Origin of the sequence: Polaromonas sp. JS666 (assembly GCF_000013865.1) — a bacterium.
In the GTDB taxonomy this organism is placed as follows: domain Bacteria; phylum Pseudomonadota; class Gammaproteobacteria; order Burkholderiales; family Burkholderiaceae_C; genus Polaromonas.
In genome coordinates this window covers 220,880-247,421 of the sequence record NC_007950.1, presented here as the reverse complement: position 1 = coordinate 247,421, position 26,542 = coordinate 220,880, and the positions used below count along the sequence as shown (strand labels likewise).

Sequence of the window (26,542 nt, the reverse complement as noted above, 5' to 3'; positions counted from 1 at the left end):
CCCCGTGTGCCAAATGGCCACGGGGGGATTTTTTTTGCACCTGACCACCTACTTTGTCACTGTACGTGCGGGGAATTCTCTGCCATAATCTTTTCACAGGCAGCTCCCCTGAGATGGAGCCAGTGACCACAACCGGTCATACATTTTCTTTGAGCACCCCATTTGAGATCGATCAGCAATTCGCACTTCGTCGCGTGAATTCCTGATCGAGCACATGCTCGTCAAGCAGCTGCGCTAGCAGCCATAACCCGAGAGGATTTTGAGTCCTCCGGGCTCATCTTCTATTTTTAGGAGTCTGCAATGGCACAAATTGCCAAGCAAACGTTGGACAAGATTTGCTTGTTCACACTCAACTGTCGCCTCTTTCACGGCAACAGAAAGCTCAGTTCCGCAGACCTGCAGTCGGCCCTCAATGTCACCATTGATGTCGACAAAACAAAGCAAGTCATGGCGCTGGGTGTCAAACGCGTCTTCGACAAGGCAGAGCTGGCAAAGCTCGGCGCTGTCAAAGGCGCAATGCAACGGGCGTGCTCCTCCATTGGCGCTCCGTTCCTGGGTGGCTTTGCTATCCCAGACCACAAGGCGCAGGACCTGGCCAAGGAGCTCAACGTGCTCGTGACCAGAGGCCTGAGTCTCAAGGCCGACCTGATGGCACGCTACCCGCAGATACTTGACAAATTTGCCAAGCAAAATCCGCGGTGGGAAGCGATCATCAAGGGCAATGCCTTCGACATCGCCTACGTCGACGCCCAGATCCAGTTTGACTGGGATGGTGTTCGTATTTCAGCGGGTGACGAAGGTGGGCTGATGGCCAAGGGCCTCGAAAGCAAAGTCGGGGGTCTCCTCGGCAACCTGCTCAACGACATCGCCAAGGCCTCGAGCAAGCTTCTCGATGAAAGCCTGAAGAATCGCGACGGTGTCACCCGCAAGGCCTTCCGCCCGCTGTTGGCTATGGCCGACAAGCTCGACGGGTTCAACTTTGTTGATCCCAGAGTCGGGGCACTGGCAAGCATGATCCGTCATGTCTTGTCCGTGATGCCGCCTGAGGGGCGCATCGAGGGTGCTGACCTCCGGAATCTTTATGGACTCACCTCCATACTGAGCTCCCCGGATCAAGCGCTGGTCATCGGCACGAAAGTGACCGAATCCGACGTTGCGATGGTCTACGACGAAGCTTTTGGCCAGCCGTACAAAGCGGTCGCGCCAAAGGCCTTGGCAGTGCCAGCGCCCTCGCAGCCGTTTCCGAAGGCGCCAGGACTGTTTGAGGCCACTCCCGGCTTCGAGCAGCCACGAGGTCCGGCATTCCAGCCGGTCGCCTACACGCCGCCTCCAGCGGCGAACTTTTTCAACTTCTGAGCATGCTGGCCTTCGGGCCCGCTTCTCTTTTCAGAAAGGATCACCATGAGTGATTCCGTTTTGCTCAAGTCGTTGCCATACATGCTCAGCATTGTGGCGGCCGGCGCGGGGGTAGATCTTCGGACCGACCCGCGCGCTACTACGGCGGCGACGAATGGGCGCGTGGTAATTCTCCCTCCGCTTCCCTATACGGGCGATGAGCTGGCGATCTATTCGCTGGGCTACATCGTCCATGAATCGGGACACATCCGGCAGACCGACTTCACGGCTGTCGGCACCAGGCCGACCGACGAGCTTCACAGGATGCTCGTCAATGTGCTCGAAGACATCCGCATCGAGAGACTCATCAACGGTGTGTTCCCTGGGGCGCGTCATTGGTTGGATGCGTTGACGCTGAAGTTTGTTGAAACTCGGCGACAGGGCGTCAACGATCCCGATGCTGAGCTCCCGCGAAAGCTGATTCGCTACCTGCAGGACTGGCTCTACGAATCGGTGCTGCATTACAAGGCAGTTGCCGGGATCGGTGTCCAGCAGCGCGAGGTTTGGAGAAACTCCGTCTCGCAGTCGCTTGCGGACCAGATCGAGAAGATCGCGCTGCAGGCCGCGTGGGCGTCATCGACGCACGCAGTCGTCGTCGGCGCCGACCGGATTGTTGACCTGCTACGCCAGGAAGTTGCCGAAGTGCAATCCGAGGCGGATAGCGAGGACTCCGGCGATGCACCGCAGAGCGCGGGGTCTGAGTCGTCGTCCACGTCACCGCCGCCAGGCGATGGTGATGGCGACGAAAAAGAAGCCACATCGCCGGCAGAAGCCGACGAGAACGTGGCTGCAGGACCAGGTGGCGAAGCCGACCCCGAGGAGCAATCCGAAGACGAGGCCGGGCAGCCCGGTCAGAGCGCCGGAAGCATTGCGGACGGCGATTCGAATGCGGCTGCAAGCGCTGCCGCTGCCAGCGGGCTACCCGGTGACGGCAAGTCGTCCGTTCCGGCCGGCTCACCTAGCAACCAGGACCAGTCCCCCGGTTTCCCCGGCACGCGCGAGTCCTACGTGGCGTCGCTTCAGGAGGCCTTGGATACGCCAGCCCTTGATGAGGGCGTGGACCGCGGCGACGTGATCCGTGAGGAGATTCGGCAGAACCTCGTCGAGTCCCGCGCGAATCGTGACGCGACCTTCAAAATTCCAGAGGTTTTCGGCGTGCAGGGGTCGAAGAGCGACGCTGTGGCGATCCAGCGCGTTAGGGCAGCCTCTACGGCGCTCCAGTACGGGATCGAAGAACTGTTGCAAGCCCAAACGCGAAAGCGGTTTACCAGCGCTGAATATGGCAAACGACTTACCCGCGATGCGGGCCTGAAGATGGCGCTCGGAAATCCCCGCATTTACCAGCGTCGGACTGAAACCCAGAAGGTGGACACAGCCGTCCACTTGCTCCTGGACATCAGTGATTCGATGTCCGTGAAGGGCCGATGTGCCGTGGCGCTCGACGCTGCGCTCGCGTTGGGCCTGGCATTGGACGGAGTTCAAGGGGTCACTTACTCGGTGTCCGCCTTCCCGTTCCAACGCTACGACGTGGCAGACCTGGTCCGCCCGGGTGAGTCAATCCGTGACGTCGCCCATCGCTTCCGGGCGATGGCTCCCAACGGGACAACCCCGATGGATGTTGCGTTGATTCATGCGCACACCGTGTTGCTCTCATCGCCGGCGCAAAGGCGTGTTTGTCTGCTTGTCACCGATGGTGCTCCGGACGACGTGGCCGCCGCGAAGCTCATGATTGAGATGGGCGAGGGCGATGGAATCGAGCATATGGCCGTCGGGATTGAAACCCAGGTGAGTCATCTGTCTAGAAGTTCTTGCGTGGTTGATTCGATCGCAGACCTGCCAAAGCAGGTGATGGCGATGATCCAATCGGTGATTCTTTTGCCGATGGCCGCGTAGCCTTTTCGCAGACCTCTCCCCCGGGGAGAGCGTCTTTTTGAGCGCACCTTGACGGGGGTGTTTTCAAAAAGACGGTTGCAGTGTAAGATTCGCAAATCGTGGTGAAAACCATGCCGGGCCGCCTCCCCCGTAGTGAGGCCAGTTCAGCGATTCGTCGCTGTTTAATCGTCCCCAAGGGTGCATTCCCCTGGGAGCGCGCTCTCCATTCTAGGAAACATCATGAAGAAACTTATCCTGGCTATTGCAGCCTTGACACTGTCCTCGCTCGTTCACGCTCAGTTCTCGGGCACCGACTACAACGCAAATGACGTTCGTCGCGCCATGCCGGCGCAAACTGCAGTTGTGATCGACGTGGTCACCTCTGATCTGGCTGTCCCTGCGTCGGGCACATCGCGCACCGTGGGCGCAGCAGCTGCAGGCCTGGCCTGCGGTGCCGCCACCCGCAACATGTCGGACTGGCAGTCGCGCACGGCGGTCGTTGGCCTTTGCGGGCTGATGGGCGAGCGCGCAGGCGCTGTTTTCGGCGCGGAGACGAAGAAGGCATCCACCCTGGTTGTCAAGCTGTCGTCTGGTTCCATCATGGGCGTCGCCCAGGAAGATCCAAACATCCGCGTAGGTTCCCAAGTCTACGTGCTGCAGGCCGGCGGTGAGACACGCGTCATCCTCGCATCGTCCACTGCCGGCTTCGGTCGCTAGAAATGGCAACAGGCTCAAATCAACAGGCACCGCAGTTTGAAGAGCGGTTGTCCGAACGCTTGAGCGATCTTGCGGACGGGAAATGGGCCGACATCCTCGCCGGTGCCGGCATCCCTTCCGAAAGTTTGCGAAACAAGAAGGTCCAATGCCCTCTCCACGAGGGCCTAAAGGGCAAGTTCCGTTTCGAGAACAAGGATGGAAACGGAAACTGGCATTGCGCAGTTTGCGGTCACGGGGATGGCATGTCGCTCCTCATGAAAGCCACTGGCAAGTCCTACGTCGAAGCCGCCAAGTGGGTCATCTATGACTACTACGGCGGCACCCCCTCTTCGAGGAAGCCCGGACTGCTGAAGAAGAAAGGTCCTGCTCCTGAGGGCAAGCCCGAGGAAGCGATTGCGCGCCTCCGGGCAAAGTACGAAAAGGTCTGGTCCGAAGCCAGGCCCATCGTCGAGGGCGACCCTGTTGCCCTTTACCTTCACAGCCGCATTCCTGGGCTCGAAGTATTTCCGGCGTCGCTGCGGTATCACCCGGGCTTGTCGTTTTTCGGCCAGCCAGGGAACAACGGCGAGCTGGGTAAGAACTACGGCCTCCATCCCTGTATGGTTGCCGCAGTTGTTGACGAGACGGGACGAGCATGCAACATTCATCGCACGTTTCTGACTCCAAACGGAAAGAAGCTCGCACTCAGCGAGCCGGACTCCGACGATCCAACTCAGTTGGTTGACCTGCCGGCCAAGAAACTCATGCCGTCGATCGGTGCCAGGCACTATCAAATACGGCTAGCCAAGCCCGCTGACGGGGTGCTAGGGATAGGAGAGGGGATCGAGACGGCTTTGGCCGCCATGGTCTATTCCGGCGTTCCTACGTGGTCCGTTGTGGCTGATACGGGCATGGCTAACTTTTTTGTCCCGGCGGCAATCACGGAGCTGGTCATCTTTGCCGATAACGACCACCTGACGGTGCGCGGCGGGAACCCAGGCTTAGACGCGGCTCGCCGCTTGGTCGAGCGTGCAGACGTTCAAGAGCGACTGCTCGATGGGTCTCTCAAGGTGGTGATTCGCACACCTGAGATTCAGGGTACCGACATGGTCAATTTCCTCCAGGAAATTGCGACATGAACGACCGAAGTAAATGCAAAGAGCGCCCCCTAACCGGGGCGCTTTTTTTCGCCTTCGGCGAGCGTCCCGCCATCACGGATGGGAGAAAAGTGCGAATTCAGGCACATTTCCCCGGATTTGGCGGGCCTCTTTCGCTCAAAAATTGCCTTCACCATGCCCGAAGGGCTGTTCATGTCTACGCACCAATCGAGAAACCCACTGTGCACGAACTAAAGATTTCCCTGCCGCTCGGAAAGATGGCGCTTGATCACCAAGCCAGGCCTGGCCAATTCCTGATTCAAGAAACAGGTACAGGCGCATGGAGCATCGAGTTTTACCGCAAGCAGACGTCTCTGCTCGGGAAGTTGGCCGCCAGCAGGTTCTGGAAACGCAAGTCGTTTCAAATCTCGGTAGCGCTGGCTGCAGGCGCACTTTTTACCGTGGGTATCAACAACTTTTCAGCTTTTCGATCCGGCCTTCCGTTTGCTCCTCCAGGGGCGAGTCAGGCGAAGGCACCACAATCGATCAGCATTGCCCCAGCGACCTATGCGGCAGATCCGATTGATCTCAGCAAACTGCCCCCACCGATTGTCGAGCAGGACGGAAAGCTTCCAGAGTCCACGCTAACGGCAGGTGCAGCAGGGCAAGCCGGTCAACTTTCGCCGCCGGCCCAAAATCTGCAGGTGGCCCAGCCAGCCGCCCCGAACTCACCGCAGGCTGCCGTATCTCCAACGGTCAATACAGCGACCGCCAAAGTCGCGCAACCGGCCGTACAAGGCGCGCCTCCCCTACCTGCACAGATTAGGCCTCCAATGCCTAGCCCAGTAGCGGCCGCGACCGTTCCTGACCGGAAGGCGCCAGCCGTTGCTCCAGCGCCCGTAAAGCCCGCAGCCAATACCTCGGCCGACGACGCAAAGATCGCAGTCTTCAACGAGCCAGCGTTAGCCTTGGCTAAGCCTAATCCTGGACCTGCAGCGGCCGCAGCTGCTGCTGCGACTGCTGGCACGGCCGCCGCTCAGGGAGGCGTGTCGGCAGGGCCGGTCTTGCTCACCCCTAAGGTCGGCTCCACGCCGCCATCGTCGAAGTCCGCAATCCGCATGCTGGCAATACAGGATCCTTCGAGCATTGTTGTGACAAACCCGACAACGCGCCTCCCGATGGTCGTCAAAGTCGGCCAATCGCTGCCCGACGGATCGACCCTCAAATCTGTCGACAAGACCGCTTTGACAGCTGTGACGTCAAAGGGCGACCAGCTCGTCCTCAACTAATTTTCACCAAGGAGAGAAACCATGACCGCAACCTCGACCGCATTCCCTGCTCATGCCGCCGGACCCAGCGCTTTCGGCGCAGGCGCTACCGAACTCGCTGGAAGCCGCCCAGCACCATCCCTGCTCGTGGTGGCGAACTCCGAACCGAGCGACGCGAGGGACCGCGCCATTGCCCCTGCCAACCCAGAAATCGACCAGTTCATCAAGGACATCGATGCGGATAAGGTCCTCCTGATTCCTGCCGGCGTGCGCATCAAGTCGGACCTGGTGTCGAACGGCAACGCCGTTGTAATCTCCGGAGTCGTTGAAGGACGAATCAACGCTGGCTCCGCGCCCGTGATTGTCAAGCAGGGCGGTGAAGTTGTCGGTGCGATTGAGTCCGACGAATATGTCGTGGTGGCTGGCACTGTGACCTCGGTCGAGAAAGACGGCGACGCCGTTGTGACGAAGGGCTTGCTCATACTTGCCGCAACCGGCTCGATCAAGGGCACGGTGGCATACGGCCGTCAACGAGCTTACGAAGGCGGCACGCTCAGTGGCAGGGCTGTCCCGTTCGCCGAACGCACCAACGCTTGAGGTTTGGCCCCGGGGCCAGCAGTCCGAGTTGGGCGCTGGCCGAACGCCGTGAGGCGGTTCAGGGGGAGGGCGACTTCGAAAGACCCATCTCGACCAGGTAGCGTGAGGGCGTTCCGCTATAAAGGGCAAGCAAAGAGTCCTTTGCCCGTGTCACCGCAACGTAGAACAAGCGGCGCTCGGATTGAAACTCTCCCTTGCCCGGGCAAACATTCTCATCCGCCCCCAGTATGATGACCTTGTTGAATTCCAGGCCCTTGCTGCCGTGGAAAGTCATGAGGTTGACGGCATTTCGCTCTGCCCCTTTGAACTCCCTGTTCTGAAGCATTGCTACTCTGGTCAGGACGGGTTGGTGCATTCGCTCCAGGCAACGTTGAACCGCGGCAATGCACTTCCGGTTTTGAATGTTCTTGCGATCCCACGGCCCGGCCGGATGAAGAACTTCGCGTACGACCGCGCAAACGTTGCCGATCACCTCGCGAGGTTTTTGTTTGTCGACCTCGGCCCGCTGTGCCACCAGCCATGCGACGGTTTTGTCGATTGCGTCTGAGCCTGCCCCAAATCTCTCGAAATTGCCCAACTTGCCGTTGACGAAATCCCTCTCGTGACCGGAAATTTCTCGGCATACATTGTTCGTCATCGAGGCACTCACGCCGTGGATTTGGAGCAGAAAGCTTATCCCCTTGATGTCGTAACCGTACACCGCTCCTAGAAGCTCATAGATGTACTTTGCTGCCTCTTTCTGGAGGATGGAGGTCCCTTGGCGCACGTACCGGACGCCCTCCCGCAGAAGCTCGGCTTCGACGTCGTCCAGAATGAAGTTGTTTCGACTTAGTAGGCCGAACTGGCCGGTTTGGACCTGTCGCTTGAATCGGCCGTTCGGATCCTGGCATTCCTCCACGTGCTCGAGAACGATCTGCGTGGAGAGCTCCACCATTCCCCATTCGGTTGCCGTCTTTTCGGCCATAACGGAGCCGCCGGGCCCCCGTTTGGCGACGAACACCTTTTCGATCCGGTGTCCGTTGTTGTGCCGTATCAGCTGGTCGGCTGACTCAACGATGGAACGTAGCGACCGGTAGTTGTCGCCCAGAGTGATGACCGTAGCATTGAAAGTGGTTGCAAACGATAGCAGCCCTGGGTAGCCCATCGCGCGACGCCATTCGTAGATGGTCTGATCGTCATCGCCGATCAGTGTCGTTGTGACCCCAGTCAGCGCGTGAAGTGTGGCCAGCGCGAACTGCAGTTCGTCGTTATCTTGGGATTCATCGATCACCAGGTGAGTCGCTGGCAGCAGCGGCAGGGCGCCATCCTCATTGGACGTCCTATTCAGCTCTGCCTGCAGCGCATCAGCACCCTTAGCATCTTCCTTGCGCCGGCAAGCCTCGATTCGATGTCGCAGGTCCTCGCGACGCTTGTGGAACGCGTCGCGGTAAGCCGCGGCAGCAAACGCCAGGCGAACTGGCATTGGCGCGTCCTCGTCAGGCGGTTCCTCCGGGGCAGCCGGCAGCTTTACGGAAAGCGCCATCTGCTGAACGGTAGTTCTGATGAGGTCCTGGAGATCGATTGCGCCCAGCGTCTTCAGGTGATTCTCGTAGTCGGTGAACCAGGAGGGGAGGGAGTTGGCGTCGGGCGGAGAAAGCTGGTGTTTGATTTCTTCAAACTCCGGCATAACGTCCGATAGTGACTTGCCGTGTTCGCGGGCCGCGGTGGCCAGCGTTTTCATCTGGTGGGCCGGTGAGATCATCGTTGGACTGCGGCCGAACGCTTTACGGTGTTCTGCCACGACACTGTGAAAGGTGCCGATTCGAATGTCAGCCGTGGCCATCGCCGCCTCTCCGATCCGCTTTGTAAGCCGCCGCCGGATTTCCTCAGCACCCTCTCGTGTGAATGAGCAGGCCACAATTGAATTGCCCGGGTGCTGGAGCAGCCGGGCAATTTTTTCAATGATGGTTGAGGTCTTTCCGGAGCCTGGCCCAGCTAGGGCGACGGCGTGCCCCTGGACGCAGATCAGCTGCGTTTGCTGGTCGGAAAAGCTCAAGGCTACTCAGCCGCAGCGACTGCCTCGGGCTTGCGGGCTTCGCCTGGCAAGGCGGCTTCGCCGGCAACGTCAGGCAAGGCCGATTCGCTGCTGACGCTCCCAGCCAGCTCGGGATCCACTTCGCGTTCGGCCACGAGCGTTTGTGCCTGTTCCGAAGCGAGTTGACGGAGTGCTTCGCCTTCGGCTCCTTCAGCTTCCGCGGCGGCGCGCTGAAGCATTTTCCACATGGCAATCCGGTTCATGCGGGTCACGAATCCGATGCGACGAACCGCCTTCATCACTTCGCGGAAATTTTCGGCGCGCTGCTGTGGGTTGATGTGCCCGAGCAGCCAAGCATGCTCGCGCTGGGAGTGCAGGGAATCTACTTCCCGGAGGAGATTCAAAAACTCGAAGGCGCGTGGGTGAATGATTGGCACTCTGTAGAGCATTGGCCGGGCAGTGTGGACCTCGTCCTTGTCGGCGCCGTTCTGCTTGAGCAGGGCTGTGATTTCGGTCAGGCGCTTTCGTACCAGCCCCTGCACGCTGTTGAAGATATTCAGCAACTCGGTATCCAGCGTGGCCATGCGGCCGGTGTCGACCGACTTGCTCTCACCGAGCACAGTACCCAGGTAGAAACAGCGCGACAGGAAAATGAAATCGCGCCGGACAAAGTTTTGAACCGGCTTGTTGATCAACTCAAATTCGCGGGTGATGACGGCGCCATCGAATTTTTTGCCGAACAAGTCCTTCAGGGACATCACTGAGCCGTCGCCGAACTTCAGTTCATTGAGGGATTCCTCGTTGCGTTGCGCCGGGACGAGTTTGACTTCCTGTTTTCTTGACGATGCCATTGAGCGCTCCTAAAGTTGAGGTAACTTTAGAAGGCGAAGGCCCCGAAAAAATTTGAGAAATGGCCCCGAATTAGCCTATTTCCCCCGATTCGACCCTCGGGGGCTTGTTAGACGCTGCTAATGGTCCAGAGGAGTTGCCCCATGATGAACGGGGAGGATACTGATACGACTTGGACAGGCTCACAGTTGACCACCAGCGTCGCGGCGTCAGAATCTGGGCCGTTGGCGAACACGGCTTCCTTTTTGCCTGGCCTTACCTCCACGCACCGCCGGATGAAACGCTCAGACTCGGTCTCCATCAAATAGAGCGAGCCCTGGACCAGCTCCTTACACCCGCGGCTACAGATCGCCACGGTATCCGAGCTGATTCCGGAGTAGCTACCGTCGTTCGTCTCGGCGTATATCAGGGCAGAATCGCTGGCGGCTGTGATGTATGACAGCAGAGTCGGGGGGAGCGCCACCGTGACGGGCATGGATCCGTCAATGGAATAGAACCGGAGCAGTTTTGGATCAACACTTAAGAGCTCGCCAGGCGGAACATTGAGTTCCTCGGAGACTAAGCACAAATCCTGAATGGTCGCGTCAGCGCTGCCATTCAAGAGCCGGGAGAGGCCATCTGCCGATGCTCCTGTTCTTGCCTGCAATTCCTGGATTGTCTCAGGTGCCTTCGGGTCGTAGCCGTGTCGGCTCAGAAGAGCAAGTAGGTTTGTTTGCCACATATAGTTGTTTGTCACTCACCTTGTAAGTTTATGTCACGACATCTCGATGTGGCAGACTTTTTCGAAACAAAAAATTCAAGGCGTGCATTGTGCGCGGAGTTTGTTGTATTTCGAGAAAAAATTAGGGGAGCCGACGCACAGCCTAATTGGGGTGCCCACAAGAAACGGGAAATTCTGTGCGTTAGGCGATTAAAATCTAAAGACGGATAAAAATAGCTCACAAAATACATAAAGACCCACGCTTGGACTCAGCGCAAAACACGCGAGTGCGAGCAACATTACTCCTCCGGTGGCTTGGCCGCAGCATCACCCAATCCTCGGCGGACCCTCCCGGTTCGGGCTGGGGCACTTGCCGATGCAGCGGCCCGTGCCACCAACTCACGCACCTGCTGTTGTGCGCCTTCGAGTCGTCCCGCCGTGTTGGCCAACTGCACCTTGAACTCATCGCGCTCAGCCTGCGCCCGTTTAGTCTGTGTGGCCGCGGTTTCGTGATCCTGCGTCGCACGCTGCAACTGCATCGCCTGCGTCGCCGTCTGGGAGCGCAATCCCGGGGCATTTTCGCTGCGCGAAAACCGGGATGTCCGGTAATTTTGTGAGTCAGAAAGTTGAGCGCTCTAGTGAAAAGCTTGTCATAGTCCCAAAGTGGGACTAAAATACATCATGCATCTAGTTTCCTTGCCACCGCTCATCAGCTTCACTGTCAAGCATCCGGATTCAAAGCAAGCTCTGTTGGCCTGGGCGGCCGAGGTGAAAACAGCGACGTGGGCGCAGCCGGCCGATATTCAGGCGCGCTACACCACAGTGAGTATTTTGAAAAATCGCAGAGTGGTCTTCAACATCAAGGGCAACGACTATCGGCTGGTGGCCGCAGTGGCCTACAAGACCGGTTTTGTATTCGTGAAGTTCATCGGAACGCACAAAGAGTACGACGCCATTGATGCCAACACGGTCGAGCAGTTTTGAAGGAGAAATCTATGAACATCCGTCCTATTCACACGAAGGCTGATTACAAGGCAGCACTTAAAAGAGTCTCTACGCTGGTCGATGCTGACCCAGCTCGTGGCAGCGCCGAGGGCGATGAATTGGAAGTGCTAGGTACGCTGGTCGAGGCCTATGAGGCCCAACACTTTCCATTGGAGCTTCCTGATGCTATTGAGGCCATCAAATTCCGGATGGAGCAACAGGGACTAGAGCCCAAGGACCTCAAACCAATGATCGGAGAACTCAATCGGGTCTATGAAGTTCTCGCTCGCCGGCGGCCTTTGAGCATTGGAATGATTCGGCGCCTCAACGAAGGCATGGGTATTTCAGCTGAATGCCTGATCCGCGCCTAACCGGAGAGAACTATGCAAACTCCCAATGTGACTTATCGGGTTGCTCCTGCTGGACTTGCCGAGAAGGTCGCCAGCTGCACGCCAACGGAAAACCACAAGGGCCTGGTGAATCTCATTCGGTCGTTTGGTGGGCTTGAAGATGCAAAGATAGTTTCCACTGTCGGGGACTCTTACCCCGTCTATGTGCGCAATCGGGGATGGTTGCAGATGCTGGACAAAATCTGTGAACAGGTGCCGGATATGGAAGCCCACCTGCAGCGCCGCGCCGCGCATGGCGGGCCGATTGAGGTAGGCAACGCCCTGGCTGCCGGATTTCGCGAGATGACTGGTTCCGCCGGCACGGATGTCGCCGCCTCCAGCCATTTCCTGGCGCTCCTCAAGGACTATCGGGACCGGCATGGAGCCCTCATTGAGGTCGCCGACGCCTTGGAAGCCATGTTGCTCGCTTCGGGCCTGGACGACCAGCTGCCGATGAGCTTGATGGCTTTGCCTTATCCTACGCAGTATGTTTGCTTCGGCCCGGCGGCCCGAGCCTAGTTGAAGTTAGGCGCCGAAGAGGAGCGAGCCGGCTACCAGCCTCATGGTTGCTTTTGCGTGCTGTCACCGCTCAACAGCGATGTCGGCAAAACACTCGCCTTCTATGTCGTAATGGCCACGCCCAACAGCCGCAACAAAACCATCGCCGTTTTGCGCAGTCCCCTTGCTGATCCTTCAGCACCACTCAAAGAATGGGTTGCGGCGATCGCCGCCAATCATCCGGACGGCCCAGCTGTCCTGCCGGATGCGATCAGGTTGGTCAGCCATCTGGCCAAGACTTTTCTGTATCTTGGCATGAAGGAGGCCCGCGCGAGGAATTTGAATGACCACACCGAATTGAAGGCCCGGCTTGCACGGGTGGAGCGCAAGAAACAAGGCAAGCTTGAAAAGCGCCTGCAGCGCCTGTACGACCGTATTATCGTGGGCCCGGACGCATTGCCGCAGGAGCTACGCCAGGGCCCAGCCGCGCATGGCGTCTCGCCACATTGGCGCCGCGGCCATTTCCGCCAGCAGGCGCATGGACTCGCCAACTCCCTGAGAAAGCTTATCTTTGTTCGTCCCACGCTGGTCGCCGCCAATCCTGCCGTCTTGCAGGACGAGCTGACCCCCAAGACCTATTCGGTACGGCGCTAAGTGGCGAGCCGGTGGCGGTCTTGTCTTCGTGAAAAAAATGGGTGTGCTGGCGCACTGCCAGCACACCCGAGAAGCACCGGTCGACGTGATGGAGGGGGATAGGCGACCGGGCTGGCTGGCAGTGTAGGGGGCACCGGTGGTGCTTCGTCGAGCGCACTATCAAAGTTATGCCAATTCGCCCTGACTTCGTTCCATCCGGACAACGTCCGTGCTATCCAACTGACTTTTTGCGACTTGAATTTACCGCCTGCGGACAATCTTTGAAAAATCGTTTGGCGTAATCAGATATGGTCTAGCGTGCTCCGGGGGAAACAATGTGGCTGTGAGCTTTCGGCATAAGCCTGCAGTTGCCGTGTTACTTCACTTCGCTCGGCCCTGAAAACGCGTTTTTAAGGCGTGACCACACTTTGATCAGATCTTCCCTGGATAAGCAGCAACTCAAGCAATGGGCGGTAGTCCTGAAGCAGGAGTTGGAAACGCATCGTGGTCATTCCAAAGATGTGGCCGAGCTATGCGAGTACCAGGCGCTGATGGACGCCATCGGCAGGGCAAGGGAGCTATCGATTGAGGAGCCCATGGAGTTGACGGCCCTGGGCTATTATTTTTTTGAAACACGCCTTCGCAGTTTTAAGGATCTCACCCATGCCTTGAACTGCTTCAGCTTATTGCTGGAAGGTTATGTGCTTCCGTCAAGTCAGTGATGGCTGCCCATGACCACCTACTCCGTGCATTCCGGAATAACAAGAGAAAGCACAGTAAGAAAGTCAATCACCCCACCCTAAAGGATGGAGCATGGAACTGAAAGGAGCCAAGCCAGGTTGACCAGGGAAAGCGGTAATCAATCCGCTACGTTAGCAACAGGTCGTTCAGACACACCAGCGAATGCTTCCTCAGTTCGCTGCTCTGTAAGGTCTTGATCACGCTGGACAAAGGTAAAGGTCCGAAGGTCTTGATCGCAGCTCGCAAGGGCTGGAGCCGCTTGCTGACATTCCCGAGGGGAGCGTTCTGGCGCGTCCTGAGGCGCACCTGAACCGTCACAAGGCCCGTAAGGGCTGACCGCTGGAAAGACAGCCTGGCTGCACAGTATGCAGTGTGAATTTTTGATTTCAGGAGTTGGCGTGGCAGTTTTCGTGTTGGACAACCAGGGCAAGGCATTGATGCCGTGTACCGAGAAGCGGGCTCGGCTGTTGCTGGCGCGCGGCCGGGCGCGCGTGCATAGGCTGACTCCCATGGTGATCCGGCTCGTTGACCGTCAGGCCGCCGCCTGCGACTTTCAGCCGCTTCGCCTCAAGCTCGATCCTGGCAGCAAGACCACCGGCGTGGCGCTGGTGAGGGATGTGGAATCGATCGAGGTTGCCACCGGGGAAATTCACTGCGGCGTTGCCGTGTTGAATTTGATGGAGCTGGTCCATCGGGGCCGGCATATCTCCGAAGCTTTGACGGCGCGCCGTCAAATGCGTAGGCGCCGCAGGAGCAATTTGCGCTATCGCGCACCCAGGTTCCTGAACCGCGGCAACAAGAAGTCCGGCTGGATCGCGCCCTCCTTGCAGCACCGGGTGGACACAAGCATAGCCTGGGTCAAGCGCATCCAGCACTGGGCACCGGTGAGGGCCATCAGCTCCGAGCGGGTGCGCTTTGACATGCAGGCCCTTCAGAACCCAGAGATTTCAGGCGTGGAGTACCAGCAAGGCACCTTGTACGGCTACGAGCTGCGCGAGTATTTGCTGGAAAAATGGGGCCGTCAGTGCGCCTACTGCGACGCCAAAGACACCCCCTTGCAGATCGAGCACATCCGGCCCAAGGCTTTGGGCGGAAGCAACCGCGCCTCCAACCTGACCCTGGCGTGCCAGTGCTGCAACCAGAAGAAAGCTGCGCGCAGCATCGAAGATTTCTTGGCCAGGGACAAAAAGCGACTGGATCGCATCCTGGCGCAAGCCACAAAACCGCTGAGAGATGCTGCGGCGGTGAACGCCACACGATGGACGCTGGCCAACGCGCTGAAAGCCACCGGCCTGCCGGTGGAGCTGGCTTCAGGCGGCCAAACCAAGTTCAACCGTTGCCGGCTTGGCGTTCCCAAGACCCATGCGCTCGATGCGGCCTGCGTGGGCCAGGTGAGATTCATCCAGGACTGGAGCAAGCCAACCCTTACGCTCAAGGCCATGGGTCGGGGCAGCTACCAGCGCACGCGCCTGGACAAGTTCGGCTTTCCGCGCGGGTACCTGATGCGCAGCAAGCGGGTGCATGGGTTTGGCACCGGCGATATGGTGCGCGCCGATGTGACCAAGGGCGTCAAGGCCGGTCATCACGCCGGCCGGGTCGCGGTGCGCGCCAGTGGCAGTTTCAACATCCAGACTCGCCGGAACGGTATCTCCGGTGTTATCCAGGGCATCAGTCACAAGCATTGCCGAGTGATCCAGCGCAACGACGGCTATGGCTATTTCTTCAACCGGACCGATCACACAGGACGTGAGCAGGTAAGGCCCAAGGCTTCGGATGCTGCGCATCCGGCGCTCTACCTCCCAGCCATGAATGGCAGGGTTTCACGCGCGATTTGATGAACGAAACTGCGTCACGCGGCATTTGGTTGTTTGGGCTATACATCGCCACCTGTTGTGTAACCGCGATCGCGCAATCTGACGATACCAAAAACACGGTCAAAATTGGGTACGCTGCCCTCAACTTCAATGCGAGTTCCGGAGAACTAACCGGCCCGCCAGGCACGACACCTGCAGGCGCGACGACAGGGATCAATAATGCTCAAACGGCTGGGCTAATTTATGAACGCAAAGTTTCTGGCCCCTGGTCTTTCGTGGGGCAGATCGGTTACCCCCTAACCATCCAGTTCAAAGGTGCGGGTACTGCCGCCGCCCTCGGCCAAGTCGGCAGCGCTAAGGCTTGGTTTCCTTCGGCTCTCGTCACCTACTCATTTGCCGGACCGCAGACGCTGAGGCCTTATGTTGGAGCCGGGGCCAACTACGCATTTTTCACTCAGCCACAGGCCGGCCCGGCCTATAACGGAGCATTCGGCGGAACGAGCAGCACAGTCGGATTGAAAAGCTCCTTGGGGGCCGTTGCCAAGCTCGGAATGGAGATTCCCCTCTCCAACACGTGGGTGGTTGACATCGCATATTCGCGGTACTGGATCAAGACCACGGCCACCATCGTCACCGCAACACCCAATGTGGGGAACATCGAGCGAAAGGTGGACATCAAAACAACCCCTGAAGTATTTGGGGTGTTTTTGGGCTATAGGTTCTAAATGACAGAAGATCTCTCTTTTCGCTGTCCCCATTGTCAGCATCCGTACCAGGACGAACTGGAGCTTCTGAACGCCGATGAAGCGCATGTATTTCGTTGCGAGAACTGCTCGAAGACATTTTCAGTTGTGATAAAGGAGTGCTCCGCTTGCGCTGCAGATACACCGATTGTTCAGATGGAACTGTCGCCTGCCGTTCCCTTTGCCCAGTCTCATTGCTCCGGCTGTGGGGAAGCATTCAGCTGAGGTGGATATGGCGAACAGCCCGGCTCGAGATGCAATGGATCTCATTGACGAACTATCGCAATGTGCCACTGAAGCTGACACGAACAATTTAACAAGGGAGATTGTGGAACTCTTGGGAGCGCAGTCATTTGTTTATACGACTTTGCTGCCACCAGACTTTCATGGCGAAGATGGGGATCTCCGTTTCTTCATAGGTTGTAAACCTGATCTGTGTTCCATTTATCACAAGCGTATGTGGATCATGAATGATCCGTTTTTTGACTATGCACGCACGAATAGCAACCCCATTATTGGATCGAAGATCAGGCTGCAAACATCTGGCCAGGTAGAGATGATGCGAGTCAGCGCAGAACATGGATTTCGTAGCGGCTTGGTCGTGCCGACACATACCAGCATGAATGCAAGCATGCGCATGGGGTTGCTCTACATCGGCTTGGATTTGCCCGAAGAAATTGGTGAACCGATTTTGTGGGGGCAACGGGTCAAGTTTGGCGCACTCGGCATGGAGTTGCTGTTGTGGTGGAGCAATCGAATGAGACAGCAAGCGATGCGCAAATACAGCTTGATTGATGATGAGGTGGATATGCTTCAGCTCTCAAAAAAGGGGATGGTTGCTACTGAGATTGCTGCATTGCTTGATCTCAAGACGACAGCGGTCTACCGAAAGCTGAACACGATCAAAGAAAAGCTGGATGTTGACAAGTTAGAACAGGCAGTGAAGCTGGCGGAGTCTGTTGGCCTTCTGGGATAGACCTGCATATCCGGGTGTAAATAGGAGGCTTATTCCACCAAGGTTGGTCCGTTGAATGCATGACGAAAATGAAAAGCATAGCGATTAAAAACGCCGGGTACATGCTCGTTCTTTTGCCACAGCTTTTGCTCGTGGTTGGTACGTCGCTGGGCTTTCCATGGTTGTCGGTCGCCTTGTTTTTTGGGGTGTTGCCGATCATGAGGAAATTCGTCGGAAACGACCTGTCTCCTTCAAACGGAAATCCTTCCAGCTTGCTCAGAATCTATTTGCAGGCGATACCACGTCTTTATTTCGTGGCCTGGGCACTTACATTGCCTTGGGTCATCTGGGTTGTTGCCACAAGGCCGATGTCCACCCCTGAATGCGTAGGTTTTACGTTGGCGCTGTGGATTGTGTGTTCGCTCAATGCGGCGATTGCGCACGAACTGATTCATGTTCGCAGCCGCTTCGATCGTGTCCTTGGGCAGTTTCTCTATGCATCGATTGGGTACTTCCATTTTCCGGAAGAGCATATGAGCCATCATGCCCGCACCGGACACTATTACGACGGTGATGCCGCAATGCCGGGAACATCGGTCTATGTGTACGCAGCGATGCGGTTCCTCAGGACCTTTCGTCTGGCTTGGGCCTATGAGGCTAAGCACTTGAAGGGCATGAGCAAGGGGTGGCTTGCGAGCCGAATGCTCTACAGAGCGATCATTCCAGTTGCAATCGCGTCGGCATTCTACGGATATGCCGGCCAGCTCGGGCTGGCGATTTACCTTTTTCAAATCATTGGCGCCGCGTTCACAGTGCAGGTCATCACCTATTTGCAGCATTGGGGTTTGTCCGAGAGGGAAACTCCAGCCCTCGCAGACTATGGCTTTTCTTGGGAGGATGGGTGCTGGATGCAGGCCTGCGTCACCCTGAACCACACTTTCCATGGACAGCACCATTTATCCAGAGCACGGCCGTACTATGAACTTGGCCTCACAAAAGACGGGCTGCATCTACCGGCGTCGTATCCGGTGATGTTCGTAGTGGCATTGTTTCCCAGTCTGTTTTCGACCGTCATGAAATCAAGGCTGGTCAATTGGATCGAGAACTATGAGAAGCGCGAAATGCTTATGCATGAAGCGGACTGCATTGGCGGCGCTAAGATATTTCAGACCCTGCTTAATGGGCGAGATTCAAAGGCATTGAGGTAAGGGTCGACTCGAAGGACTTGCGCATTGATTCAGCCACCGAAAGCAACCCGGCCGTCGACAAATCGTGAAGCGCAACTGAAGGGGAAGCGTCAATCGCAGGATAGTTTCGCAGAATAGACCTGCGATAAGCTGGGTCGTAATGATTCAACATTAGCCGCTCGAAAAGCTCAGGCATTTGACTCTGCTTTGCTAGCGCTTCCCACGCTGCAAACTCTTCACCACCGACTAACGGACGCAGAAATTTCAAAAGATCCAGCATGCCTAATGGATTTTCTTCAAAGTGGTGATAGTCCTGACGCCAGAGCGATACGCGCTGCTGCATTTCGGTTTCAACCTGAATCGTGGATCCGGCTCGCATGGTTTCCAGCAACGCATTCGGAAGCTGGACATTGCCAATTTTTTTGCTTTCCGCTTCCACCCAAATAGGTCGGGCGGGGTCGAAGCTCGAAAGTTGACGCAGCAAGATCGAATCGAAATACTTTTGCGATGGCTGGGATTTCCCGGGCACATAGCCCAAGACCGAACCGCGATGAGAGGCAATCTCTTCCAGGTCGAGTACCTGGGCGCCGGCGCAACGTAGCGCGTATAACAGACGCGTTTTCCCACAACCGGTGGGGCCGCTCAATACGTTGTATCGGTAACGTGTGGGGACTTCCGTGAGTTGGTCATTTACCCATCGGCGATAAGCCTTCCAGCCGCCATGAAGCTTCTCTACTTTATAACCGATGGTCTCCAATGCATCAGTCCATAGTTTGCTCCGCTTGCCGCCTCGGAAGCAGTACACCAGTATGTGGAGGCGATCACCGTACTTGGGGAAATCTTCAGCAAGGTGTCGCTCAATATTCCTTAACGAATAGCGCACTCCTAAGCGGTATGCCCCCATCTTGTCAGTCCTGTGCAAGGTGCCGACCTCGGCATATTCATCATCATTTGCGACAGGCATGTTTACTGCGCCTGGAATGTGGTCCTGCGCAAATTCACGCGGCGAGCGCGCATCAATTATCAAGTCGTAAGCCGTGAATTCGCGCATGTACATTGCACCGAAAAATTTCAAAAACCCTCAAGTATCCATGAAAAAAGCTGATTCACCAAATAATTTGAGCCCTTGTGCGTCGCGTAGCGGATAAATAACATTGCTAAATGGCGCGTCGAGCTTGCTGGCTACCGGGAGCTGTTCGCCCATTGGCAAGGCAATCACCAGGGCGCGAGCATCAAGCGTGTGACCGGCCATTGGCTGAGCATGGCTGACGAGATCGACAGCGAGATCAGGGAGATCCTCTTGGCCTTGGAATGAAGGGGGCGATCTTCGGCGGCGGCTTCTATGTGCCGAAAACCGATTGGACTGTATGTGGTGAAAAGTGACACACCCCTAATTGACTAAGTGTTGCAACCGCCGGACAAATAGAGGTACTAGTAAATGTTCACATATTCGCGGCACTTCCCCGTAATTAATCCTTTCGAATTCATTTCTCTCCGCTGTCACTTCCAGAGTGACAAACTGTGCCGTTTGATTTCATTAGTAAGCTTTGCAAATTTCTCGTCTTGTCACTCTAACAAATCAGAAATTACGTTGCGTTTCTAAACACATTCACTTAGGATAAAAAAAGGGAGCTTCGATTGTTAGTGATTTCATGTCTCAAGCGCGTTCTGCTAGTTGTGATTTTTTTCGGTGTAATGCCAGCCATTTCGGCCGCGCAGGGGTGCCCTCCGTGGATGAAATGTGGAAAGTATCGCAACTTGATCATTCCGGATTCGGGTGGCTATGACGGCAGTGTCGCTGCGGCCACCTCCTCCTCGTCACAAAGCGCGCCTTCCTACGATGTCACTCAACCTTTGAATGTCAATGAGCGTTCACTCCAGCTGTCACAACAACTCGTGGATGCCGAAGGGCAAGCAAAGGAGAAGGCTGCCCAAGTCGATCTGACCAATCTCGAGAAAGCTCGAGCGGTTGGCAACAGCATTTGGGTGCTGGGCCGTAGCGGTACCGGACGTTGATTACTGGCCAACGCGGCTCTCTACCTTTCAGGATTTATTCATGTCATCGATTGAAGTTCTCGACGCCGATATTGCAGCTCTCAACCGCCAGTTTCTGAACATCGTTACCCGCCACAGCTCTCAAGGCGATGCCTTGTGCCTGAGATTAAACATCCCCAGCGAATTTCTGACGCAGACGCTGTCGATCCCTTCAGCGGATCTGGAGAAGGTGGCGGGGCTGGGAACATTTCTCCTGCAACCATTGATCGACGCTGACACATTGCGCAACGCATCAATCCTTCCGGCTGAGCAAGGTCAGGCTCACGTTAGATCTGCCGCGCGGTTGAAGTACGGATCAGGGCGGTAAATCATGCAAGCGGGAAGTAGACTCAAGCGCGAGACCTTGGTGGCCGTGGTGCCACCAGAACAGATCACAAGTATTCGAGAGCTGGTTAGTTTTAGGGCCCGGCCGGCGACTATTGCTCAGCTCGTGCCACATCAGTATGCCGAGATGGCCGCCAGGCGAATCTACGAGACAAGCGACCTCAGGCCACCAGGAGGAACGCAACCTTCCTGCAAGCAGGTTGTCCTGATGTACCGCAGTCTCACCTACCGGTCGAACCTTAACGCGCTGTACACGCAATTTAGCGACTTGCGGTGTGCAGGCGTGGCATTTGAGTCCGCTCTCGTGGTCGTGTACCGCCTATACCGGCGCAAGGCCGGCTTCGGAATCGACGAGAAACAACTCATTTCGTTTGACCACTGGTATGTTGTCGCCCTTGAAATAGAAACTCGCGAGAGCCGGCTGCACAGGTGCGGCGCATGTGGATCGCGAAATCTCCTGACGAAACACATCTCGGTCACCTCCATCGATTGTGTTTTCTGCGATTTGCTGGCTACCGCCAACCGCAAAGCTACGTCAAAAGCCGATCCTATGGTTCCGCGGCACGCAAAAGTGGCTTAGATAATCCCCCGCGGCAGGGAAATAGCTCAATTCGGGGTGATTTCATCCCCCGAAATTCGGCCGCAGGACATCACACTTATGTGTCATGTCCATCTTCAATATTTTCACCCGCAAGGCAGCGGCGCCACTCGCTCCAATCGTCGAACAACGGGCCACTCTTGCGAACAGCTCTCGCTGGCAGGCGTCCAAGGCCAGTCTTGAGGCGATTTATCCTCCGCTAGACCCTGGCCTGCCTGTAATCGATGCGGAGCAGCTCCTGCACGGTGCGGAGGCGAAGCTAAAACGTCTTGTCGAGATTGCCGGCGGTACGGCGAGCGAGTTCGAGCGGCTTTACATGACACCGATTCGGCTCCTGGCCAGTCATGTCCACCTACTGCCCGCCACTTCCTCGTCGCACTACAGCGGACCAGGTGGACTTTTCAACATGAGCCTGGACATCGCGCTGATGGCCAGGCAGGCGGCCGAGGGAAAGATCTTCGTCCCTGAATCTACGATTGAGGAACGCCACCGGACCATCGGTGCATGGAGATACTCCGCCTTCTTGGCCGGGCTGCTTTCGCAGTTGCACCTTCCCGTAGGACAAATGACTGTGACCGTCGCCGACGGGACTCAGTGGCCAAAGTATGGTGTTCCACTTCTCACGTGGCTGAAGGAGCGATCTGCCGATCGATACTTCGTAATCTGGCACGAGAAGGCGCGCGTTACCGGCGCTGAGGGCGCTTCGGTCCTTTCTGCGATCGTCCCTCCCGAAATCATGAACTGGTTGTCCCAGACAGATTCCCAAATTATTCGAGATCTGAATGTCGCAGCAACTCGGGAAATGCTGGCTGCCGACAGCATTCTTGGAAAGGTCTTGAACGGCGTCATTGGGCGGGTTAAAGAGGTCGAGGCCCTGCAACATCCCGCACGATTCGGGCGCCTTACCATCGGCACCCAGTTTGAGATTCACCTCCTGAATGCGCTGCGCGAGCTGATCGAAGAGAGGGAGTGGAAGCTCAATGATCCAAACGGTTGCCTGTTCTGGGGGTCCGATGGACTCTACGTGGCGTGGCCACGCGGGCTTGAGGACGTAACTTCGATTTTTGCGAAGCGGCAGCTCAAGGGAATGCCGCTTTCTTCGGTAACGCTTGCGGAGATGTTGGGTCAAAGCGGTGTGGTCATTGGCAAGGATACAGGCGTGTGGGTGCACGACATTGTGGTCGGAGCCGAGAAGTATGTTGTGTCGGCCATGCGTTTCAAAGATCCGGCTGTGCTGTTGGGTCACCTCGACTTCCAACCCGTTCCGTCCCCCTATGGGAAGGCTATGGTTGAGGCTCAGGCCGAGCAGTTGACCCTGGCTGCCGCCCGTACGGTGGATGCGGTGAACACGCCTCGCGCGGCCGGCGCTGCTGCAGAGCAGCCATCCGCACTAGTTGCTGACGCGCCGACCACGCAGGTGAAGGTGACTACATCGGCAGCAAGCCCTTCGGCCAATAAAGAGAGTTCCGCCCACAAGGTGCCGCCGGCGCTCGTAGTCTCGACCGATTCAGTGGAGGTGGGAGGCGATTCAAGTCCACACCCAGGAAAGCGTGTTCCTCAAGACTGGCTCAAGCGTCTGAAGATGAAAGATGACGATGACACGGCCAACGCCTTGGGCATGGTCATCGAGCAAAGTCTTGCATATCGCGGAGACCGAGTGAAGGTTCTTGATTGGGGGGTGGCAATTTGTGTCAACTGGCTCACGAACACGGCAGGCTATGACCTGGCAGATGTGTTGAACCCGCTCGAACGAGTTGGCGTGATTGCAAGGAATCCTCAGGAAAAAGGTGTGGCCTTAGTCTCCAAGGTTGTGTTTTCTGACTCGCCAACTCCCCGTATGGCATTCGCGGTGAAGCTCGACTTCGCCGCCAAGGTCGGGATGGCCATTGATGCAAAGGTTTGACGATGCGTGAACTGAAAGCCGACTCACTCTTTCGCCCCGTTTTCGAAGGTCGGGCAGCCTTGGCCTGGTCCCTCGCGCTGCTCTGGATCGTGGGACTCGCGCTGTTTTCCAACCTGTCAGGGACGGCTATGGCGATGATGCTGTTTTTCGCCATGTTCATGATGGTCCTGCGCTACTACCAGGCTGCGCAGGTATGGGACTACAAAGTCCGCCTGTCCGGGGCCGCGATCGACAAAGTCAGCACTTCGCAGCTGGACGGCGTGCAGAAGCAGCTGCAGGACAGCGTATGGCTCGGCTGGGGATGGGAGTGGCAGCCTAGCCATACACAGCAGGCCTACGACATCCTGAAACGGGACACCGAGGAGATCTATCCCCCCAACTGGTTCCTCAGGCTGAAAGGCGTTAAGTTCGATCCGCGCGGCATGAAGGGCCGCCAGTGGGTGCACGGACTCGGCACCGAAAAAGATGTAATTGTTCCGTTCACCGGCTTTGCTGGCCACACGGCCATTGCGGCGACGACAGGTGCGATCAAGACCAGCTTGTACAAACTGCTCGTCTACCAATTCGTGCGCGCGGGCGACACGGTCATCATCATCGACCCGAAAGGGGACAAGGATTTGAAAGCGATTGGACAGGACGCGGCGACCGCCTGCGGGGATCCCTCGCGCTTCATCAGTTTCCATCCGGCATTTCCAAGCCAAGGTGTGCGTTTCGACGGCCTGAAGAACTGGGAGCGTGAATCCCAGGTAGCTTCTCGAATCACGCAGATCATCAGCGCCGGTGAAGAAGGAAACAACTTCATCGACTTTTGCTGGCAGGTTATTACGAGCATTGTGGCCTGCATGAAGATCATTGGGCGCCGGCCGACGATTGCGTCAATCCTCGACCATATCCGCGCCCTGGATAACTCCGAGAAGCTGTGTGAAGACGTCCTGGTCCAGTGGCTCACGCCTCGCGTCGACAACTTCTCGTCGCAAATCAACGAGAAGATCCAAAGCATCACGTCCGCGCAGAACGCGAAGGGCGGCAGAGCCAAGTCCACCTTCGCAGAGAAGGCTGAACCGCGACTGTTGGCCTTGATCGCCTTCTTCAAGGAATACCAGGGTCCGAAACCAGCGGAGATCGATAGCCTCATTGGCAATCTGGAGTCAAACCGCGAGTGGTTCGGGAAGATGATCGTTGCCCTGACGCCAACGCTGACAAAGCTGTCCACCGGAGACCTTCGCGGGATGCTCTCGCCGGACTATGACGATCCGACGGATCTCCGGCCTATCTATGACATGGGGAAGGTCATTCAGGAGGGGAAGATCTTCTACATGGGCACGGACGCCCTATCGGATCCGGCCGTGGCCTCCGCAATCGCCGCATTTGCGATTTCGGATCTTGCCGCCGAAGCGGGCTCTCTCTACAACTACACCGAGCCCGGGCAGAAGCGCCAAAAGCGCGTTCACCTTCTAATCGACGAAGGGTCGAATGCGATCTGCGCGCCGCTCATTGAGATCTGCAACAAGGGGCGCGGCGCTGGCATCCACGTCTACCTTGCGTTCCAGGCGTTCAGCGACATCGTCACCAAAATGGGCGGGGATGTGAACGCCGCAAAGCGATTCATGGCCAACATGAACAACCTGATTGTGGGCGCCACACAGGACACCGACACCCTGGACCTGATCTCGGACAAGTTCGGCGAGGTCGACGTCGTTTCGGCCAATCGCTCGCAGGGTTCCGGTCAGAAAACGGAGGACGTTGGGTTGGAGTACTCGGCGACGAAGAGCATCAGCTTTAGCGAAAAGAATCGCGTGATGATCCCACGCAGCGTGCTGATGTCTATGCCTGACCTCCAGTATGTTGCAGTCGTAAACAGGGCCAAGATCTTCAAAGGCCGCATCCCAATTCTCGAATTTCAAAATTAAGCATCCATGTCTTCAAACATCCTTCGCCTCATCCCGAAATCTAGCTCCCCGCCGGCTGCCAAGGCTGAGAAGGATCATTCCTCATGGCTGATACCCTGGCTCGACTCCAAAGGGCACCTTGAAGGAAGAAAGGCGGTATGGGCCATGTGGCCACCGCTTCAGACGGCATCGCTGAAACTCGCTCGCTTGATGGGCCAAGACCTGAAAGGTCCTGGGGATCAGCCGATTGTGGGAGAGCTGGTGGCCCGAGCAATTGCAAATTTCCGTATGAAACGCAGTCTTGGTGCTCCCCCCGACCGGGCTGCGGCAAGCTATCTGGAAGTGCTGTTGGAGAGCGGCGAGATCGTGGTGACCAACAGAGTTGAAGCCGCTTCCCCAAACCAGAAGGCTGACGTTCTCGTCTGGGACCCGTCGAGCGGTCCCTATGGCGAGTGGGCAGACCGGCTGCCAGAAGACTACCTGATCAGCAGCTACCCGATAAGGGCCGACGAGGGTGAGTATGTGATGGGCAAATACCTTATCGCAGCCCAAATAATGACGCCGGCCGAGGCCGCCCGTTTGCTGTTCAGACCCCAAAACTCAGGACTTGGCGTTCTATGAAAAGCACATCACACATAGGGTTCTGGATCATCCTTGCCCTTGTTGGCATCTTCGTCGTCCCGTTTCTGGTGTCAGCTGAGAACCTTCTAACAAGCCTCAAGCGCGAGCAGGCGTCAATTGCGCGCGTGTTCGGTGACCACTACACCGACGAGATTACCAGCGCGGCAAATCTCGCTCACTCGCTTATCTTCGGCACCACCGGTGTTCAGGCCGGTCTGAACAACCTGCAGCACTCCCAGGATGACACGCGATTGGCTCACCAGGTTGGGAGCAATGTGGCGACGTATTTCGCGCAGGAAGCAGACTCAAAAGTGCGGGCGCTTTCAGTGCAGCTCTACAGCGTAATTTTGCGGCTCATAGTCCTTCTCGCCTGGCTTCTGATACTTCTGCCCTTTGTTGTAGCGGTGATATTTGACGGGTTTCAGATGCGACATGTGAAGTTTGCAAGCTTGGGACATCAGAACCCTACCGCTTTTAGCCTCGGGTTTCACATCACCATCCTCCTCTGCGCGGTACCGTTGCTCAGCATCATCATCCCGACCTATGTTGTCACTCCACTCTTCATGCCGTTCTGGGTGATCGCCACGGCGCTTCCTTTCAGCTTCGCTATTCGCCACACTCAGCCGATCTTCACGCGCTGATCGCTGATCTCCTTAAAAAGGGGAAATCGGTGAATTCAGGGGTATTTCTAGAAAATTTAGAGGCCCTTTCGCCTCTAAA

Annotated in this window: 26 protein-coding genes; 21 read left to right on the top strand and 5 right to left on the bottom strand. The window is 57.0% G+C overall.

Going from position 1 to position 26,542, the window contains the following annotated elements:
- Positions 1–300 precede the first annotated feature (300 nt).
- The 6 genes from BPRO_RS27470 to BPRO_RS27445 all read left to right on the top strand — a co-directional run bounded on the left by BPRO_RS27470 (position 301) and on the right by BPRO_RS27445 (position 6,925).
- A complete protein-coding gene (locus BPRO_RS27470; protein WP_011486329.1) occupies positions 301–1,356 on the top strand; it encodes a DUF3150 domain-containing protein in 1,056 nt (351 codons plus the stop codon).
- A 45-nt stretch (positions 1,357–1,401) separates the two neighbouring features.
- The gene (locus tag BPRO_RS27465; RefSeq protein ID WP_011486328.1) at positions 1,402–3,288 is read left to right on the top strand and encodes a VWA domain-containing protein; all 1,887 of its coding nucleotides are present in this window, start codon (positions 1,402–1,404) and stop codon (positions 3,286–3,288) included.
- Between the two features lie 219 nt (positions 3,289–3,507).
- Positions 3,508–3,984, top strand: coding sequence for a hypothetical protein (locus BPRO_RS27460; RefSeq protein ID WP_011486327.1), 477 nt, complete (start codon positions 3,508–3,510; stop codon positions 3,982–3,984).
- Between the two features lie 2 nt (positions 3,985–3,986).
- Positions 3,987–5,102, top strand: coding sequence for a DUF7146 domain-containing protein (locus tag BPRO_RS27455; RefSeq protein ID WP_011486326.1), 1,116 nt, complete (start codon positions 3,987–3,989; stop codon positions 5,100–5,102).
- Positions 5,099–6,349 carry a hypothetical protein gene (locus BPRO_RS27450; RefSeq protein WP_011486325.1) on the top strand — a complete coding sequence of 417 codons (1,251 nt, stop codon included), beginning with the start codon at positions 5,099–5,101 and terminating at the stop codon, positions 6,347–6,349. Before BPRO_RS27455 ends, BPRO_RS27450 begins: the two co-directional genes overlap by 4 nt.
- Before the next feature lie 21 nt (positions 6,350–6,370).
- A complete protein-coding gene (locus BPRO_RS27445) occupies positions 6,371–6,925 on the top strand; it encodes a bactofilin family protein (protein WP_011486324.1) in 555 nt (184 codons plus the stop codon).
- Between the two features lie 58 nt (positions 6,926–6,983).
- Here the strand turns inward: BPRO_RS27445 and BPRO_RS27440 are convergent, their stop codons facing one another.
- From BPRO_RS27440 to BPRO_RS27430, 3 genes are all read right to left on the bottom strand, one after another.
- Positions 6,984–8,960 carry a UvrD-helicase domain-containing protein gene (locus tag BPRO_RS27440; RefSeq protein ID WP_041390719.1) on the bottom strand — a complete coding sequence of 659 codons (1,977 nt, stop codon included), beginning with the start codon at positions 8,958–8,960 and terminating at the stop codon, positions 6,984–6,986.
- Between the two features lie 2 nt (positions 8,961–8,962).
- Entirely contained in the window at positions 8,963–9,790 is an 828-nt protein-coding gene (locus tag BPRO_RS27435) for an AcaB family transcriptional regulator (protein WP_011486322.1), read from the bottom strand.
- 107 nt (positions 9,791–9,897) lie between these two features.
- Positions 9,898–10,524, bottom strand: a complete 627-nt coding sequence (locus BPRO_RS27430) for a helix-turn-helix domain-containing protein (RefSeq protein WP_011486321.1) — start codon at positions 10,522–10,524, stop codon at positions 9,898–9,900.
- 645 nt (positions 10,525–11,169) lie between these two features.
- Between BPRO_RS27430 and BPRO_RS27420 the strand changes: the two genes are divergently transcribed.
- From BPRO_RS27420 to BPRO_RS27380, 9 genes are all read left to right on the top strand, one after another.
- Positions 11,170–11,472 carry a type II toxin-antitoxin system HigB family toxin gene (locus BPRO_RS27420; protein WP_011486319.1) on the top strand — a complete coding sequence of 101 codons (303 nt, stop codon included), beginning with the start codon at positions 11,170–11,172 and terminating at the stop codon, positions 11,470–11,472.
- A gap of 11 nt (positions 11,473–11,483) precedes the next feature.
- A complete protein-coding gene (locus BPRO_RS27415) occupies positions 11,484–11,843 on the top strand; it encodes a helix-turn-helix domain-containing protein (RefSeq protein ID WP_011486318.1) in 360 nt (119 codons plus the stop codon).
- A 12-nt stretch (positions 11,844–11,855) separates the two neighbouring features.
- Positions 11,856–12,380, top strand: coding sequence for a hypothetical protein (locus tag BPRO_RS27410; RefSeq protein ID WP_011486317.1), 525 nt, complete (start codon positions 11,856–11,858; stop codon positions 12,378–12,380).
- The gene (locus tag BPRO_RS27405; RefSeq protein ID WP_011486316.1) at positions 12,381–13,013 is read left to right on the top strand and encodes a hypothetical protein; all 633 of its coding nucleotides are present in this window, start codon (positions 12,381–12,383) and stop codon (positions 13,011–13,013) included. It abuts the gene before it with no gap.
- Between the two features lie 407 nt (positions 13,014–13,420).
- Complete coding sequence (locus BPRO_RS27400) at positions 13,421–13,714, top strand: hypothetical protein (RefSeq protein WP_041390712.1); 294 nt, start codon at positions 13,421–13,423, stop codon at positions 13,712–13,714.
- Between the two features lie 417 nt (positions 13,715–14,131).
- Positions 14,132–15,568 carry an RNA-guided endonuclease IscB gene (iscB, locus tag BPRO_RS27395; protein WP_157046079.1) on the top strand — a complete coding sequence of 479 codons (1,437 nt, stop codon included), beginning with the start codon at positions 14,132–14,134 and terminating at the stop codon, positions 15,566–15,568.
- Entirely contained in the window at positions 15,568–16,272 is a 705-nt protein-coding gene (locus tag BPRO_RS27390; RefSeq protein WP_011486313.1) for an OmpW/AlkL family protein, read from the top strand. The genes iscB and BPRO_RS27390 overlap by 1 nt, the downstream gene beginning before the upstream one ends.
- 277 nt (positions 16,273–16,549) lie before the next feature.
- The gene (locus tag BPRO_RS27385; RefSeq protein WP_041390710.1) at positions 16,550–17,266 is read left to right on the top strand and encodes a helix-turn-helix transcriptional regulator; all 717 of its coding nucleotides are present in this window, start codon (positions 16,550–16,552) and stop codon (positions 17,264–17,266) included.
- Between the two features lie 68 nt (positions 17,267–17,334).
- Positions 17,335–18,453 (top strand): fatty acid desaturase, encoded by a 1,119-nt coding sequence (locus tag BPRO_RS27380; RefSeq protein WP_198141070.1) that lies wholly within the window; start codon positions 17,335–17,337, stop codon positions 18,451–18,453.
- Here BPRO_RS27380 and mnmH read toward each other — a convergent pair.
- Positions 18,422–19,483: a tRNA 2-selenouridine(34) synthase MnmH gene (mnmH, locus tag BPRO_RS27375; RefSeq protein ID WP_011486309.1), complete on the bottom strand. Its 1,062-nt coding sequence runs from the start codon at positions 19,481–19,483 to the stop codon at positions 18,422–18,424. The genes BPRO_RS27380 and mnmH overlap by 32 nt on opposite strands.
- Before the next feature lie 30 nt (positions 19,484–19,513).
- Positions 19,514–19,684: a hypothetical protein gene (locus BPRO_RS30030; protein ID WP_157046077.1), complete on the bottom strand. Its 171-nt coding sequence runs from the start codon at positions 19,682–19,684 to the stop codon at positions 19,514–19,516.
- A gap of 506 nt (positions 19,685–20,190) precedes the next feature.
- Between BPRO_RS30030 and BPRO_RS27370 the strand changes: the two genes are divergently transcribed.
- The 6 genes from BPRO_RS27370 (at position 20,191) to BPRO_RS27340 (ending at position 26,463) form a co-directional block, all read left to right on the top strand.
- The gene (locus tag BPRO_RS27370) at positions 20,191–20,448 is read left to right on the top strand and encodes a hypothetical protein (protein ID WP_041390707.1); all 258 of its coding nucleotides are present in this window, start codon (positions 20,191–20,193) and stop codon (positions 20,446–20,448) included.
- A 40-nt stretch (positions 20,449–20,488) separates the two neighbouring features.
- Entirely contained in the window at positions 20,489–20,794 is a 306-nt protein-coding gene (locus BPRO_RS27365) for a hypothetical protein (RefSeq protein WP_011486307.1), read from the top strand.
- A gap of 682 nt (positions 20,795–21,476) precedes the next feature.
- Positions 21,477–23,312 carry a MobH family relaxase gene (mobH, locus tag BPRO_RS27355; RefSeq protein ID WP_011486305.1) on the top strand — a complete coding sequence of 612 codons (1,836 nt, stop codon included), beginning with the start codon at positions 21,477–21,479 and terminating at the stop codon, positions 23,310–23,312.
- A 2-nt stretch (positions 23,313–23,314) separates the two neighbouring features.
- Positions 23,315–25,222: a conjugative transfer system coupling protein TraD gene (traD, locus tag BPRO_RS27350; RefSeq protein WP_011486304.1), complete on the top strand. Its 1,908-nt coding sequence runs from the start codon at positions 23,315–23,317 to the stop codon at positions 25,220–25,222.
- A 6-nt stretch (positions 25,223–25,228) separates the two neighbouring features.
- Positions 25,229–25,822 (top strand): hypothetical protein, encoded by a 594-nt coding sequence (locus tag BPRO_RS30025; RefSeq protein WP_041390705.1) that lies wholly within the window; start codon positions 25,229–25,231, stop codon positions 25,820–25,822.
- Positions 25,819–26,463, top strand: coding sequence for a DUF4400 domain-containing protein (locus BPRO_RS27340; RefSeq protein WP_011486302.1), 645 nt, complete (start codon positions 25,819–25,821; stop codon positions 26,461–26,463). The genes BPRO_RS30025 and BPRO_RS27340 overlap by 4 nt, the downstream gene beginning before the upstream one ends.
- The last annotated feature ends 79 nt before the right edge of the window (positions 26,464–26,542 follow it).

Coding starts and splice junctions, on each gene's coding strand:
- BPRO_RS27445 (WP_011486324.1), top strand. CDS start 6,371: ATGACCGCAACCTCGACCGCATTCCCTGCTCATGCCGCCGGACCCAGC.
- BPRO_RS27340 (WP_011486302.1), top strand. CDS start 25,819: ATGAAAAGCACATCACACATAGGGTTCTGGATCATCCTTGCCCTTGTT.
- BPRO_RS30025 (WP_041390705.1), top strand. CDS start 25,229: ATGTCTTCAAACATCCTTCGCCTCATCCCGAAATCTAGCTCCCCGCCG.
- BPRO_RS27385 (WP_041390710.1), top strand. CDS start 16,550: ATGGATCTCATTGACGAACTATCGCAATGTGCCACTGAAGCTGACACG.
- BPRO_RS27390 (WP_011486313.1), top strand. CDS start 15,568: ATGAACGAAACTGCGTCACGCGGCATTTGGTTGTTTGGGCTATACATC.
- BPRO_RS27450 (WP_011486325.1), top strand. CDS start 5,099: ATGAACGACCGAAGTAAATGCAAAGAGCGCCCCCTAACCGGGGCGCTT.
- BPRO_RS27435 (WP_011486322.1), bottom strand. CDS start 9,790: ATGGCATCGTCAAGAAAACAGGAAGTCAAACTCGTCCCGGCGCAACGC.
- mobH (WP_011486305.1), top strand. CDS start 21,477: ATGTCCATCTTCAATATTTTCACCCGCAAGGCAGCGGCGCCACTCGCT.
- BPRO_RS27455 (WP_011486326.1), top strand. CDS start 3,987: ATGGCAACAGGCTCAAATCAACAGGCACCGCAGTTTGAAGAGCGGTTG.
- BPRO_RS27470 (WP_011486329.1), top strand. CDS start 301: ATGGCACAAATTGCCAAGCAAACGTTGGACAAGATTTGCTTGTTCACA.
- BPRO_RS27365 (WP_011486307.1), top strand. CDS start 20,489: ATGTCATCGATTGAAGTTCTCGACGCCGATATTGCAGCTCTCAACCGC.
- BPRO_RS27460 (WP_011486327.1), top strand. CDS start 3,508: ATGAAGAAACTTATCCTGGCTATTGCAGCCTTGACACTGTCCTCGCTC.
- BPRO_RS30030 (WP_157046077.1), bottom strand. CDS start 19,684: ATGGCCGGTCACACGCTTGATGCTCGCGCCCTGGTGATTGCCTTGCCA.
- BPRO_RS27465 (WP_011486328.1), top strand. CDS start 1,402: ATGAGTGATTCCGTTTTGCTCAAGTCGTTGCCATACATGCTCAGCATT.
- BPRO_RS27410 (WP_011486317.1), top strand. CDS start 11,856: ATGCAAACTCCCAATGTGACTTATCGGGTTGCTCCTGCTGGACTTGCC.
- mnmH (WP_011486309.1), bottom strand. CDS start 19,483: ATGCGCGAATTCACGGCTTACGACTTGATAATTGATGCGCGCTCGCCG.
- BPRO_RS27415 (WP_011486318.1), top strand. CDS start 11,484: ATGAACATCCGTCCTATTCACACGAAGGCTGATTACAAGGCAGCACTT.
- traD (WP_011486304.1), top strand. CDS start 23,315: ATGCGTGAACTGAAAGCCGACTCACTCTTTCGCCCCGTTTTCGAAGGT.
- BPRO_RS27420 (WP_011486319.1), top strand. CDS start 11,170: ATGCATCTAGTTTCCTTGCCACCGCTCATCAGCTTCACTGTCAAGCAT.
- BPRO_RS27380 (WP_198141070.1), top strand. CDS start 17,335: ATGAAAAGCATAGCGATTAAAAACGCCGGGTACATGCTCGTTCTTTTG.